Below are 13,092 nucleotides of genomic sequence, written 5' to 3'. Positions count from 1 at the left end.
GGTGCGGCGCCGGCGATCAGCGCGCGCAGCGCGGCCTCCTGCTCACCGGCCAGCCGGGCCAGCTCGCCGGCCTCGCCGTCCAGGTGCGCGCCGCGCCGCTGCACCAGGGCGAGCACCTGGAGCACCGAGTCGTGGATGCCCCGGGCCAGCCGCTCCCGTTCCCGGGTGGCGGCCTCCAGCTCCACCGCCCGGTGCAGCCGCTCCTCGGCGGTCACCGCGAGCCGGACGACGTGTCCGACCACGACGCCGGCGAGCAGCAGCAGGATCACCCCGGTGAGAGAGGACTGGCCGATCCGTCCGCGGGTGGCGAGGTCCGCGGCGCCGAGCACCAGGGCGGCGATCGTGCCCCGCCGTCGGCCGCCGGAGACGGCCCAGGCCAGCACCGGGCCGGCGAGCCAGGCCACCGCGAGGGTGGGGGCACCGGCGGCCAGCGCCGCGCGCCCGACCACCCACGGGGTGACCAGCAGGATGCCGATGACGACCCCGAGGTCGGCCAGGAGCAGCGGCCAGCCCCGCCGGGCCGGTCGGGCGTAGCCGACCGCGGTCACGCCGGTCCACGCCGCCATCAGCAGGACCACGCCGGCGGCGGCGAGCGGGTGCGCGTACCGGTCGGCGTCGCGCAGTGCCAGCACGCAGACGTACGCCAGGGAGGCCACCCGGAACACGGCGATGGCCCGCCAGAGCGGGACCTCGAAACCACCGGGTGGCGTCGGCACGTCGTCACGATGCCACAGCCCGGCACCCGCCCGGCGGGCCGACCGGTGCGCCTCGGGAAACCCTGACGTACGGTGGAAATGCCGCGAAAACTTCCAAGATCTGCTGTCGGGACGGGGCCATGACGAACGCAGAACCCCGCGCACCGCGTACGGTTGTGCCCATCGAAACTTCCCCCCTCATCGCCGAAGCCTTCGATCAGGCTCAGGTGACCGAGCTTCGACACTCGGTCACCTCCTGCGCGTACGCCGCGGGGCTGAGCGGGCAACGGCTGGACGACTTCGTGCTGGCGGTCAACGAGCTGATTACCAACGCGGTCCGGCACGGCGGGGGCCGGGGCTGGCTGCGGATGTGGCGACAGTCGGGGCAGCTGGTCTGCGAGGTCTCCGACCACGGGCAGGGGATCAGCGCGCAGCGCCTGGGCGACCGGAGCCGCCCGGCGGCGGACACCGCCGGCGGCTGGGGGCTCTGGCTGGCCCGGGAGTTGAGCGACAGCATGGACGTCGGCACCAGCGCCGCCGGCACGACGGTACGCATCAGCGCCGCCGTGACGGCCGACGAGCGCATCGGCCGCCACCGCCACTGATCTCCCCGGTCAGGCGAAGAGGGTGCTGACCGATTCGCCGTTGTGGATCCGGCGCATCGCCTCGGCCAGCGCCGGCGCCACCGAGAGCACCCGCAGCTTCGGCACCCGCTTGTCGGCCGGGATCGGCACGGTGTTCGTGCACACGATCTCCAGCACGCCCTCCTGCCCGCTCAGTCGCTGCAACGCGCCGCTGGAGAAGAGGCCGTGGGTGCAGGCCAACCGGATCGAGCGGGCCCGCAGCTCGCGCAGGTGCTCCATCAGCTCGATCACCGTGCTGCCCTTGGCGATCTCGTCGTCCAGCACGATCACGTCCCGGTCCGCCACGTCGCCGATCACCGCGCTGATCTTGACCCGGTCGTCGCTGTACCGCTGCTTCGCTCCGGCCGCCACCGGGGTGCCGAGCCGCCGGGCGAAGGCGGCGGCCTCCTTGGCGTTGCCCAGGTCCGGCGAGACCACCACGGTGTTGCTCAGGTCGTGGCCCCGGAAGTGGTCGGCCAGCTCGCGCAGCGCGTGCAGGTGGTCGACGGGGACGCTGAAGAAGCCGTGCACCTGCGGCGAGTGCAGGGTCATCGCCAGCACCCGGTGCGCGCCGGCCGAGGTGAGCAGGTCGGCCACCAGCCGCCCACCGATCGAGATCCGCGGCGCGTCCTTCTTGTCCGACCGGGCGTACGCGTAGTGCGGCAGCACCACCGTGATCCGGCCGGCCGACGCGCCCCGGGCGGCGTCGATCATGAGCAGCAGCTCGACCAGGTGCTCCTGCACCGGCGGCACCAGCGGCTGGATCAGGAAGACGTCCCGCTCCCGGCAGTTGGCCTGCAACTGGACTTCCAGGCAGTCGTTGGCGAACCGGGAGACCCGCACCGGATGCAGCGGCACGCCGAGGTGGGCGCAGATCTCGGCGGCGAGTTCGGGATGGGCGGTTCCACTGAAGACCGCGATGTCACGCACGTTGTCAGATCGTACGGCCGCGGGGCGGGCCGCCCGCCCGACGGGGCCGGCCGGGCGGCGGGCGTCGGCGGAGCGCGGCCGGTCCGGGTACGTGCTGCCCTGACCCCGCAGTACGTCGCCGCCATCGACCGCGGCGCACCCTCGACTGGGTCGACTGAGGCTACTGCCAGCGGTTGCCGGTGAGCTTCTCGTAGACGTCGACGTAGCGGGCCCGGGTCGCCTCGACCACCTCGGCCGGCACCTCGGGGACCGGGGCCTGCTTGTCCCAGCCGCTCTGCACCGCCCAGTCCCGGACGTACTGCTTGTCGTAGGAGAACTGCGCCCGCCCCGGCTGGTACGACTCGGCGGGCCAGAACCGGGACGAGTCCGAGGTGAGCAGCTCGTCACCGATCATCAGGGTGCCGTCCGGCGTCCAGCCCAGCTCGATCTTGGTGTCGGCGATCAGGATGCCCCGGTCGGCGGCCAGCTCGGCGCCGCGCCGGTAGACGTCGATGGTGATCTGGCGCAGCCGCTCGGCGGTCTCGGCGCCGACCTTGTCCACCACCTCGGCGAAGATGATCGGCTCGTCGTGCTCCCCCACCGGCGCCTTGGTCGACGGGGTGAAGATCGGCTCGGGCAGGATGGACGCCTCGACGAGGCCGCGCGGCAGCCGCACCCCGGAGACGGCGCCGGTGCGCTGGTACTCCGTCAGGCCCCCGCCGGTCAGGTAGCCCCGGGCCACGCACTCCACCGGCACCATGTCCAGCCGGCGGCAGCGGATCGCCCGCCCCGCGAACTCGGCCGGCACGTCGGTGGCGGAGACGACGTGGTTCGGCGCCAGGTCGGCGAGCTGCGCGAACCACCACAGCGAGAGCGCGGTGAGCAGCTTGCCCTTGTCCGGGATCGGCGTGGGCAGCACCACGTCGTAGATGGAGATGCGGTCGGAGGCGACCAGGACCAGGTCATCGCCGTCGGCGTAGACGTCCCGTACCTTGCCCGAGTGCAGAAGTTCCACGCGGCCTAGTACACCATGCGGCCTGCGTACGGCCGTGGGCGGTGGCCCGCGTCGATGCGTACGCCCGCAGGCGCGCGGTGTGGCCGGACGGACGTTGACACCCTCCCGCGGTGCCTGCGTGAATGGTCCGGCCGTCACCGCCACCGCGCGACCAGGAGAGCCAGTGCCCGCTGCCCGATCCCCGCTGCCCGCACCCGGAGCGGACCCGGGCCGGCGCCGGGTGCTCGCCGCGCTGCTGGGCGCGCCGGTGCTCGCGACCGGCGGCCTCACCGGGTGCAGCGACGAGCAGGCGGCCCCGGCGGAGACCGGGCCGATCGAACTGTCGGTCTTCTGGTACGGCGGGACGAAGCGGGCGGAGCTGACCGAGCGGGCGCTGCGGCTGTACTCCGACCGGAACCCCCGGGTCAGCTTCCGGGTCACCTGGCAGGGCGCCAACGGCTACTACGAGCGGCTGGCCACGCAGGCCGCCGGCGGCAACGTGCCCGACCTGATCCAGCTCGACGACAGCGTGCTCACCGAGTACGCGCAGCGCGAGATCCTCCTGGACCTCAGCGGGTACGTCGCCGACAACCGGCTGGACCTGCGCGCCCTGCCCCCGGCCCTGGCCCGGTACGGGCAGGTCGACGGGCGCACGGTGGGCGTCCCCGCGGCGCAGACCGTCGCCACGCTGGTCTACGACCGCGGCCTGCTGCGCCGACTCCGGGTGCCCGAGCCGCGCACCGGGATGTCGTGGCCGGAGTACATCAGCTGGGCGCAGCGGGTCACCCGGGCCAGCGAAAGTCGGGTGGCCGGCACCATGGACCCGTCCGGTGACTACCGGGCGCTCTGGCTCTGGCTGCGCGGCCGGGGCGGGGAGCTCTACCGGGGGCGGCAGCTCGGTTTCGACCCCGACGTGCTGGTCGAGTGGTTCGAGCTGTGGCAACGCGCCCGCGCCGGCCGGGCCACCCCCAGCGCCGCCCTCGTCGACCAGGCCGACGGTGGTGAGCCGGCCCGGCAGCTGGTGGTCACCGGCGCGAGCGCCGCCTCCTTCGCCTGGTCGCACCAGTTCCCGGAGCTCCAGCGCCTCACCGGCGCCGACCTCGGCCTGGCCGCCCTGCCCGGCCCGCTGGCCGCACACTGGCCCCGGGCGTCGATGTACTGGGCGGCGTTCCGCGGCACCCGGCACCCCGGCGTGGTGATCGACGTGATCAACTTCCTGACCGGCAACGGCGAGGCGGGCACCGTCCTCGGCCACGAACGCGGCTTCAGCGCAAGTCTCGCCGTGCGCCGCTACGTCGAGGGCAGCATCACCGACGAGGCCCAGAAGCGCGCCGCCGCCTTCGGCGCCACGCTCGGCGACAACCTGGGCCCGGCGCCCAGCCCGCCGCCGAAGGGCCACTCCCGCGTCCGTGAGCTGCTGCTCGCCGCCGCCGAGAGCATCCGCTCCGGCGAGGCCGGCACCCGCGCGGCGACGACCCGCTTCATGGCGCGGGCCGACGCCGCGTTGGCCGAGTAGCCCGGGTGTGACGGGTCAGCGCGGCGGGCCGCCGCGACGGTTGCGCATCATCCGCAACACCAGGTAGACGATCACGGCGACGACCGCCAGGCAGCAGAGCAGGCCGAGGAAGCCGAAGCCGCCACCACCGCGGCGCCGCCGCGCGGCTTCCAGAACCACCTCACCCGTGCCGGACGACGCCCAGGCCGCGACGGGTACGAACACCGACAGCACGACCGCACCGAGGACGGCGCTCAGCCGGCCCCACCACTTGCCGAAAGAAGACATGCCAACATCCTCGCCGACAACCGCAAGTCCGGCACGTCGGTCGGCCGGAACACGCCCGGTGGCGAACGCCGAAACGCGACAGGCCCCGGAGAAGATCTCCGGGGCCCGTCGAAACAGTAGCGGGGACAGGATTTGAACCTGCGACCTCTGGGTTATGAGCCCAGCGAGCTACCGAGCTGCTCCACCCCGCGTCGACTCACCTACTCTATCGCATCCGGCACCCGATGATCAGCGGGGGCCCGAACCCGTCCACACCACGGCCCCCACCTGCGCCGACAGGGCCGCGCGACCGCCCGTACGGCACGGGTCTTCGATGTCGTACGGGCCCGTTCGGGACGTCGAGCGGCAGCGGATCGTCGGGGCCGTTGCGCCTGATCCGTGTGCTCCGCGGCGAGAAGCGGATCCGAAGGGCCTGACCGCTGGACCTGCGCGCCGTGGCGAGAAGCGGGCGGACGGGAGCGAAAGAGTGGAAGACGCCCCGGAGATGCGGAACGGCCCCGAGGAAGTATCCTCGGGGCCGTTCGTCGTGGTAGCGGGGACAGGATTTGAACCTGCGACCTCTGGGTTATGAGCCCAGCGAGCTACCGAGCTGCTCCACCCCGCGTCGACTGGTTAACCGTAGCCTACCCGGGGGCGATGCTGCAAAACGACCCGGACGGACCGTCGGCACACCGCCCCTGAGCTGGTCGTTCTGCCGCCGGAAGCGAGCCGGTCAGGCTGGCCGAGGCCCGGCGCGAGCCGGGCGGAGGCAACTGCCCCCGACCCCGGCGCCCGCCCGTCAGCCCTCCAGCCACCTCTCGACGGCACGTTGCGCCCGGCGGCTGTAGTCGTCGACGTGGCTACGGTCGCTGGAGGTGCTCTCCCAGCCCTGCTCCCAGAGCACCGTCACCACGTCGCCCACCCGGATCGCCCGGACCAGCCGGACCGTCTCCCCGGCGGCCGCGTTGCCCGCGTCGTCGCGGGTCGGCCATCGCAGCTCGAACAGCACCGACTCGTCGCCGTGGTCCCCGCTGCTCAGCAGCCGCTGGCGGGAGACGGTTCCCGAGCCGACCTCCTGCTCGGGGCAGTCCCGGACCGCCTGGCGCAGATCCGCCATCCAGTCGTCCGCCCGCCCGGCGCGGTGGATGGTGATGGTGTGCCGGTAGCTGCCGTCCGGCACGTACCCCTCGGGTCGGGGCTGGAGGTGGTAGGTGAGCGCGCGGGTCCGGCGCTGCGCCACGCCGTCGTCCAGCCGGGCTCCGCACAGCTCCGGCAGCACCTCCGGTCGCTCGGTGAAGAACGGCGGCATCACCGTGGTCTCCGCCGGCGGCGTGAAGAACGCCCGGTCCGGGATCGAGGTGGGGGTGCGCGGTGGCGCAGAGCCGGCGGAGCTCGCCGGGGTGCCGGTTGGCGGAACGGACGTCGGTGCGGTGCTCGGCGTCGGCACGGCCTCGGTCACCGACGGCGACGGCGACGGGGTGCCGCCGGGTGGCGCGACCGGGCCCCGCTCCGACGAGAGCGCGAGCTGGGTGCCGGTGACCACACCGCCCACCAGCACGGCCGCCGCGAGCGCGGTGCCGGCGAGCCGGACCCGGGCGCGCCGGTCGGCACGCCGCCGGAGCACCTCGGGGACGGCCAGGTGACGGCCGTCGGCGTCATCGGCGAGCGAGCGGTAGAGATCGGACAGTTCACGCGACATCGTTGGCCTCCAGCTTCTCGTCGGCGAGGTCGGGCAGCAGCGCGGCGAGGCGGGTACGGCCGCGGGACAACCAGGACTTCACGGTGCCGGTGGGCACCCCCGCCTCCCGGGCGATGTCCTCCACCGACATGTCGAAGAGGTAGTGCAGGGCGAGCGCCTGCCGCTGGGCGGCCGGCAGTTGGCGCAGGGCGGCGGCCAGCAGCACGCCGTCCTCGCTCGGTGGGGGCACCGGCCCCGGCGGCCCCGTACGGCTCAGCGCCACCCGCCAGCCGGTCAACCGACGCCACCGGTCGGTGGCCAACCGGGCGACCACCAGCCGCAGCCAGGCCTCCGGTGCCGGGTGGGCGGCCAGCTTGCCCCACTGCCGCCAGGCCCGGGCGAACGCCTCCTGCACCAGGTCCTGCGCCTCGGTGTGGTCGCCCGCCACCGCGTAGCCGTAGCGGAGCATCCGTCGTGAGGTGCTCCGGTAGAACTCGTCGAAACTCGCTGCGTCCCTCATGTCCCGACCACGCGTCCCCCCGGTCGATTCCGCATTTGCAGAGAGGACGGGGCTGCGGCCCGGCAGGTTGCAGCCGGCGGCCACCGTCGGGAAAACGACAGCGCCCCCGGCGTCGGGACCGGGATCGGTCCACCAGCCGGGGGCGCTGTCGTCGCTGTCGCGAATCAGCCGCTCGGTGTCGGCGCGGCGCTGCCGCCGGGCGTCGGCGACGCCGCCGGGCTCCCGCCGGGCCTGGGCGTCGGCGTCGGGACGGCCGCCTGCTGGGCCGCCTGGAAGGCCGTGAGCGCCTCGTCCAGGGCCTTCAACGCGCGGCCGTACCGCTCGAAGTCGCCGGAGGTCTGCGCCGCCCGGACCTCAACGATGGCGGTCTGCACCCGGTCCGCCGCCTGGGCCAGCTCACCGGTCAGCGCGGGCGGCGTGTCGCCCGGCGGCGGCGGCGGGGCGCCACCGTCCGGCGGCGGGGTCGGGGCCCCGGCTCGCTTGCCCTGCTCGACGAGCTGCTTGATGCCGTCGGTGAGGTTGTTGGCCAGCACCACGTACGAACCGCCGTCGCCGTAGGAGAGCAGCACCTTCTGCAGCAGCGGGTACGCGTCCTGCTGGTTGCTCTTGACGTAGACCGGCTCGACGTAGAGCATCCCGTCGCCGAACGGCAGGGAGAGCAGGTTGCCGTACTGCACCTGCGCCTGGTTGGAGGAGAGGAAGTTCAGCTCCCGCCGGATGTCCGCGTTGTTGGTCATCTGCTGGTGCACCTGCACCGGGCCGGAGATCCGGGTCTGGTCCGGCAGCTCCAGCACCTCCAGCTGCGGCCGCCCGTCCACGTACGACCCGGAGATCAGCGCGGCGAGGTTCTGCCGGCCGTTGGGGGTGACCGCCGCGGTGAGCTGGAAGCGCGACGACTCCTGGCCCGGGAACTGGGTGAACAGGTAGTAGGGCGGCTGCTTCTGCCCGCTGTCCGGCGCGTCCGGCACGTTCGGCACCTGCCAGAAGTCCTGGCCGGAGTAGAAGTCGCCCGGGTTGGTCACGTGGAACTTGGTGAGCAGGTTGCGCTGCACCTTGAACAGGTCGGCCGGATACCGGAAGTGCTCGCTCAGCTCCGCCGGGATCTCCGCCTTCGGCACCACCAGGTCGCCGCCGAACGCCTTATTCCAGGCCTTGAGCACCGGGTCGGTCTCGTCGAACTCGTAGAGCCGGACCGTGCCGTCGTACGCGTCGACGGTGGCCTTCACCGAGTTGCGGATGTAGTTGACGTTCTCCCGGGCCAGCTGGAACGTGCCCCGGCCGGTCAGCTCGTCGGTCGTCTCCTGCTGGAGGTTGACCCGCTCGGCGTACGGGTAGGTCGCGGCAGTGGTGTAGCCGTCGATGATCCACTGCACGCGCCCGCCGATCACGGCCGGGTACGGGTCGCCGTCGACGGTCAGGAAGGGGGCGACCTTCTCCACCCGCTCGCGCGGGTTGCGCACGTACAGCAGCTTGGAGTTGTCGTTGACCGCCTCGGAGAGCACGAAGTTCGACTCCTGCTCCTTGATCGCGTACAGCAGCCGGCGGGTGAACGAGCCGATCTCGACGCCGCCCTCACCGGTGTAGGTGTAGTAGGACTCCGGCCCGTTCTCGCCGCCGTCGCCGACCGGCCGGTCGAACTCGGCGGGGCTCGCGTCGGGGTTGCCCTTGCCGACGATGGCGTAGTCGCCGGCCTCCATCCGCTCCCCGTAGTAGATCCGCGGCTGGCTGGCCGGGATCTGCTCGGTCTGCGAGGAGCACGCCTCCTGCGACTTCTCGCCGAGGAAGCCGGAGACGAAGAACGGCTGGCCGCCGCAGACCACCTGGTTGGCCGGCGCGGCCACCAGGCCGTAGCCGTGGGTGTAGACGGTGTGCCGGTTGATCCAGTTGTTCTGCTGCGCGGTCAGCTCGTTGTAGTTGATCTCCCGGACGCCGACCACGTAGTCCTTGGTCCGGCCGTTGATCCCGTACCGGTCGATGTCGAGCTTCGGACCGAAGTCGTAGAAGCCACGGACCTGCTGGAGCTGCGTGTAGGTCTCGCTGACCAGCTGCGGGTCGAGCAACCGGGCGTTCGGCACCACCGCGGTGTCGGTGGCCAGGGTCGCCGGCGGGGTGAGGTTGTTCGCCGCGTACGGCACGGTCTTGGTGGCCCCCAGCGAGAACGCCGCGCGGGTGGCGTCGATGCTGCGCTGGATGTACGGCGCCTCCTTGTCCCGAGCGCTCGGCTTGACCTCGAAGGTCTGCACCGCCCAGGGGTAGACGCCGCCGATGGCGACGGCGGAGACGCCGAGCAGGGCCAGGGAGATGCCCGGCCAGACCAGGTTCCGCATCCACGCGTTGGAGAACACGATGATCGCGATCGCCACCACGATGGAGATGTAGGCGAGGATCTCCTTGGCCGGCAGCAGCGCGTTCACGTCGGCGTAGCCGGCGCCGTAGACGTTGGCGCCGTCGTTGTACTCCAGCAGCATCGCCCGCCGGTCCAGCACGTACGCGATCGCCTTCAGCAGGACGAAGACCGCGACCAGGGTGCTCAGGTGGGCCCGGGCGGCATTGGTCATCCGGTCACCGACGCCCTGCAACCGGACGCCGCCGAAGACGTAGTGCACGGCGAGCGCGCCGATCACGGCCAGCACCACCGCGGTGAAGCCGACCCCGAGCAGGTAGCGCCAGAACGGCAGCTCGAAGACGTAGAAGCCGACGTCGATGCCGAACTCCGGGTCCTTGACGCCGAAGTCGCCGCCGTTGCGGAAGAGCAGCCACTGGTTCCAGCGACTCTGCGCCGACAGCCCGGCGAAGAGACCGACCACGGCGGCGACCAGCGCGATCCAGGTGCCGAGCCGGGGGCTCAGCAGCATCCGGTAACGCTCCAGGGTGGCCTGTTCCGGCGAGTGGGGCCGCAGGTGGGGGCGCAGCCGGTGGGCCAGCCAGAGGTTGCCGCCGACGATCACGGCCATGCCGAGACCCACGGCGAGGAAGAGCAGCAGCCGGGTGGCGAGCACCCCGGTGAAGACCTCGGTGTACTGGACCTCGTCGAACCAGAGCCAGTCCGTCCAGGCCTGGACACCCCAGCCGAGCAGGGTGAAGAGCACGAAAACCCCGACCAGGACACCGATCGTGACGCGTCCGCGTCGGCTCATCCTCGGCAGGGGGCTGCTGCTACGCATGACCACTGTTGGCTCCGCACGCTCGATATGATCGGCTCCGACCAGGCACCCAGAGTACGGGGTGTTCCTGAACGTGTCGGTCCAAGGTCAGCCGGTGTCTCTCGTCGGACCTCAGGGACGCGCCGCAGGTCCCGTCGAGGCCCGCGATCCCCGGACGCGGAGCTGATCGGGAGCGGTCAGCAGCGGGTCGGCTGACCGCCCGCACGCAGCGTCTCCAGCGCGACCAGCGCCTCGTCCAGCGAACCGACCCGCAGCATCGGCAGGCCGGGCTGCGGGTTACGGACCGCCTCGGCGCAGTTGCCCGCCGGCACCAGGAACGCCGTCGCGCCGGCCTCCTTCGCGCCGACCAGCTTCTGTGCGATGCCGCCGATGGGACCGACCCGGCCGGTGTCGTCGATGGTGCCGGTGCCGGCGATGACCTTCCCGCCGGTCAGGTCCTCCGGGGTCAGCTTGTCCACGATGCCGAGGGCGAACATCAGGCCGGCGCTCGGCCCGCCGATGTCCTCCAGGTCGATGGCGAGGGTGAACGGGTGCGGCTGCTGCTGCTCGATCTCGACGCCGATCCGGGGCCGGCCGTCCTGCTCCCGGCTGGTGACCTGCGCCGTCGCCGCGACCCCGCCGCGGGTGTAGCCGATCGCCAGCGCGCTGCCCGCCGGCTTCGCCCGGATCAGCTCGGTGAGCCGGGCGGCCACCGGCACCGGCTGCCCGTCGACGGAGGTGAGCACGTCCCCGGGCTTGAGCACGCCGGCGGCCGGACCGTCGGCGGCCACCGTCTTGACCACCACCTGCACCGGGAAGCCCAGTTCCCGCAGCGCCGCCGTCTCCGCGCTGCTCTGCGAGACCTTGAAGTCCTCCGCGTTGCGCTCCTCGACCTGCTCCTGGCTCTCCCCGGGCGGGTAGACCAGTTCGCGCGGCACCACCGCCTCGTCGTCGGAGAACCAGCCCTGGATCGCCGAGCGCAGCTTGACCGTGGGCTGCACCCCCACCGTGGTCAGCCGGAGCTGGCCGGCGGAGGTGGACGTCTGGCGGCCGGTCACCTGGATGACCTCCTTGCCGTTCTCCTTGCCCAGCGTGTTGACGGTCGGTCCCGGGCCGAGCACCACGTAGGGGATGGGCGCGCCGAGCACGCCGATGCTGAGCAGGGTGGTGAGCAGAGCACCGAGCAGGACGGTCACGCCGCGACGTCTCATGCCGCAGAGCGTACCGAGCGGGGTGGGGGCCTCCGGCGGACGAACCGCGACTTCGCCCTCAGCGCAACGCCAGCGGGCTCGACCTGGGGCGCGGCGCGCGTACCGTAGACGTCGTGCCTGATATTCCGTTCGGTTTCGCGCTCCCGGGTGGTCAACCACCAGACCCCAACGATCCCGCGCAGATGCAGCAGTTCATGTCGCAGTTGCAGCACCTGCTCTCCGCGCCGGGCAGCGGGCCGGTCAACTGGGACCTGGCCCGGCAGGTCGCCGCCAGCCAACTCGCCGCGACGGGCGACCCGGCGGTCTCGCCGTACGAGCGCAACGCGGTGGAGGAGGCGCTGCGGCTCGCCGACCTCTGGCTGGAGCCGGCCTCCGCGCTGCCCTCGGGCATCCAGACCTCCGTGGCCTGGAACCGCAACGAGTGGATCTACAAGACCCTGGACGTCTGGCGCAAGCTCTGCGACCCGGTGGCCAGCCGGATGGTCGGCGCGATGGGCGACCTGGTGCCGCCGGAGGCGCGCGCCCAGCTCGGCCCCATGCAGTCGATGGTGGCGACCCTCGGTGGCGCGCTCTTCGGCGGCCAGCTGGGCCAGGCGCTGGGCTCGCTCGCCGCGGAGGTGCTCTCCGCCGGCGACATCGGGCTGCCGCTCGGCCCGGCCGGTACGGCCGCGCTGATCCCGGCCAACATCCGGGCGTACGGCGAGGGCCTGGAACTGCCCGAGGACGAGGTCCGCCTCTACGTCGCCCTGCGCGAGGCCGCCCACCAGCGGCTCTTCCAGCACGTGCCGTGGCTGCGCGGGCACGTGCTCAGCGCGGTGGAGATGTACGCCTCCGGCATCCGGGTCAACCGGGAGGCGATCGAGGAGGCGATGGGGCGGGTCGATCCGACCGACCCGGAGTCGATGCAGGCGATCGCGCTGGAGGGCATCTTCACCCCCGAGGACAGCCCCGCGCAGAAGGCCTCGCTGGCCCGGCTGGAGACCGCGCTGGCCCTGGTCGAGGGCTGGGTCTGCCACGTGGTGGACAGCGCCGCCGGTGGCCGGCTGCCCAACGTGGTCCGCCTGGGCGAGGCGTTCCGCCGGCGTCGGGCCGCGGGTGGCCCGGCGGAGCAGACCTTCGCCGCCCTGGTGGGGCTGGAGCTGCGCCCGCGCCGGCTGCGCGAGGCGGCGGCGCTCTGGGCGGCGCTCACCGAGCACCGCGGGATCGGCGGCCGGGACGCCCTCTGGGGCCACCCCGACCTGCTCCCCTCGGACGACGACTTCGCCGACCCGGTGGCCTTCGCCATGGCTCAGCTCGACCTCGGTGAGCTGGAGAGTTTCGACTTCAGCGCGCCCGGCGGCCCGGAGGAGAAGGCTGTGGGCGAGCCGGAGCAGCGCCCCGAGCAGGGCCCGGACGGCACCGAGGGCGGCGACGGGCGCTCCTGACCCGCCCCTGACCGGGCCGGGTCCCGCACGACCCGGCCCGGCCCACGGCCGCCCGGGGACGCACGGCCGGCCGGCATCCCGCGGGCCGACCGGGTCGGGTCAGTGGGTGCGACCGGCGCCGGAGAGCAGGGCC

General features: G+C 72.9%; 11 protein-coding genes and 2 tRNA genes. 3 read left to right on the top strand and 10 right to left on the bottom strand.

All coding sequences use genetic code 11. From position 1 onward, the window contains the following. Positions 1-716, bottom strand: a 716-nt coding sequence (locus NCC78_RS16855) for a DUF5931 domain-containing protein (protein WP_250795535.1), incomplete at its 3' end; no start/stop codon positions are given. Positions 717-835: 119 nt separating this feature from the next. Here NCC78_RS16855 and NCC78_RS16850 point away from each other — a divergent pair. Further along, positions 836-1,300: an ATP-binding protein gene (locus tag NCC78_RS16850; protein WP_250795534.1), complete on the top strand. Its 465-nt coding sequence runs from the start codon at positions 836-838 to the stop codon at positions 1,298-1,300. A 9-nt stretch (positions 1,301-1,309) separates the two neighbouring features. Here the strand turns inward: NCC78_RS16850 and NCC78_RS16845 are convergent, their stop codons facing one another. Continuing rightward, complete coding sequence (locus tag NCC78_RS16845; protein ID WP_250795533.1) at positions 1,310-2,248, bottom strand: ribose-phosphate diphosphokinase; 939 nt, start codon at positions 2,246-2,248, stop codon at positions 1,310-1,312. A 160-nt stretch (positions 2,249-2,408) separates the two neighbouring features. Then, complete coding sequence (locus NCC78_RS16840; RefSeq protein WP_250795532.1) at positions 2,409-3,242, bottom strand: phosphoribosylaminoimidazolesuccinocarboxamide synthase; 834 nt, start codon at positions 3,240-3,242, stop codon at positions 2,409-2,411. Between the two features lie 163 nt (positions 3,243-3,405). Between NCC78_RS16840 and NCC78_RS16835 the strand changes: the two genes are divergently transcribed. After that, positions 3,406-4,737 (top strand): ABC transporter substrate-binding protein, encoded by a 1,332-nt coding sequence (locus NCC78_RS16835; RefSeq protein ID WP_250795530.1) that lies wholly within the window; start codon positions 3,406-3,408, stop codon positions 4,735-4,737. 15 nt (positions 4,738-4,752) lie between these two features. Here NCC78_RS16835 and NCC78_RS16830 read toward each other — a convergent pair whose 3' ends face one another. From NCC78_RS16830 to NCC78_RS16800, 7 genes are all read right to left on the bottom strand, one after another. Further along, on the bottom strand, positions 4,753-5,004 hold the full coding sequence (locus tag NCC78_RS16830; protein ID WP_250795529.1) for a hypothetical protein: 252 nt from the start codon (positions 5,002-5,004) through the stop codon (positions 4,753-4,755). A gap of 117 nt (positions 5,005-5,121) precedes the next feature. Further along, positions 5,122-5,195, bottom strand: a tRNA-Met gene (locus tag NCC78_RS16825). 336 nt (positions 5,196-5,531) lie between these two features. Then, a tRNA-Met gene (locus NCC78_RS16820) sits at positions 5,532-5,608 on the bottom strand. A 174-nt stretch (positions 5,609-5,782) separates the two neighbouring features. Further along, on the bottom strand, positions 5,783-6,682 hold the full coding sequence (locus NCC78_RS16815; RefSeq protein ID WP_250795528.1) for a hypothetical protein: 900 nt from the start codon (positions 6,680-6,682) through the stop codon (positions 5,783-5,785). Beyond that, a complete protein-coding gene (locus tag NCC78_RS16810) occupies positions 6,672-7,181 on the bottom strand; it encodes an RNA polymerase sigma factor (protein WP_250795527.1) in 510 nt (169 codons plus the stop codon). Before NCC78_RS16810 ends, NCC78_RS16815 begins: the two co-directional genes overlap by 11 nt. Positions 7,182-7,345: 164 nt before the next feature. Continuing rightward, positions 7,346-10,345: a UPF0182 family membrane protein gene (locus tag NCC78_RS16805; RefSeq protein WP_250795536.1), complete on the bottom strand. Its 3,000-nt coding sequence runs from the start codon at positions 10,343-10,345 to the stop codon at positions 7,346-7,348. A 176-nt stretch (positions 10,346-10,521) separates the two neighbouring features. Beyond that, entirely contained in the window at positions 10,522-11,535 is a 1,014-nt protein-coding gene (locus NCC78_RS16800; protein WP_250795526.1) for a YlbL family protein, read from the bottom strand. A gap of 182 nt (positions 11,536-11,717) precedes the next feature. Here NCC78_RS16800 and NCC78_RS16795 point away from each other — a divergent pair, with 182 nt between their 5' ends. Beyond that, positions 11,718-12,959, top strand: a complete 1,242-nt coding sequence (locus NCC78_RS16795) for a zinc-dependent metalloprotease (protein WP_504920309.1) — start codon at positions 11,718-11,720, stop codon at positions 12,957-12,959. Positions 12,960-13,092 lie beyond the last annotated feature (133 nt).

Source organism: Micromonospora phytophila, from assembly GCF_023656545.1.
GTDB classification, from domain to species: domain Bacteria; phylum Actinomycetota; class Actinomycetes; order Mycobacteriales; family Micromonosporaceae; genus Micromonospora; species Micromonospora phytophila.
The sequence above is the reverse complement of the archived record's forward strand: the minus strand, read 5'-3'. Positions and strand labels throughout refer to the sequence as shown.

What these genes read in the sequence shown, in the direction of transcription:
- NCC78_RS16810 (WP_250795527.1), bottom strand. Translation starts at nt 7,181, where the DNA reads ATGAGGGACGCAGCGAGTTTCGACGAGTTCTACCGGAGCACCTCACGA.
- NCC78_RS16795 (WP_504920309.1), top strand. Translation starts at nt 11,718, where the DNA reads ATGCAGCAGTTCATGTCGCAGTTGCAGCACCTGCTCTCCGCGCCGGGC.
- NCC78_RS16815 (WP_250795528.1), bottom strand. Translation starts at nt 6,682, where the DNA reads ATGTCGCGTGAACTGTCCGATCTCTACCGCTCGCTCGCCGATGACGCC.
- NCC78_RS16830 (WP_250795529.1), bottom strand. Translation starts at nt 5,004, where the DNA reads ATGTCTTCTTTCGGCAAGTGGTGGGGCCGGCTGAGCGCCGTCCTCGGT.
- NCC78_RS16800 (WP_250795526.1), bottom strand. Translation starts at nt 11,535, where the DNA reads ATGAGACGTCGCGGCGTGACCGTCCTGCTCGGTGCTCTGCTCACCACC.
- NCC78_RS16805 (WP_250795536.1), bottom strand. Translation starts at nt 10,345, where the DNA reads ATGCGTAGCAGCAGCCCCCTGCCGAGGATGAGCCGACGCGGACGCGTC.
- NCC78_RS16850 (WP_250795534.1), top strand. Translation starts at nt 836, where the DNA reads ATGACGAACGCAGAACCCCGCGCACCGCGTACGGTTGTGCCCATCGAA.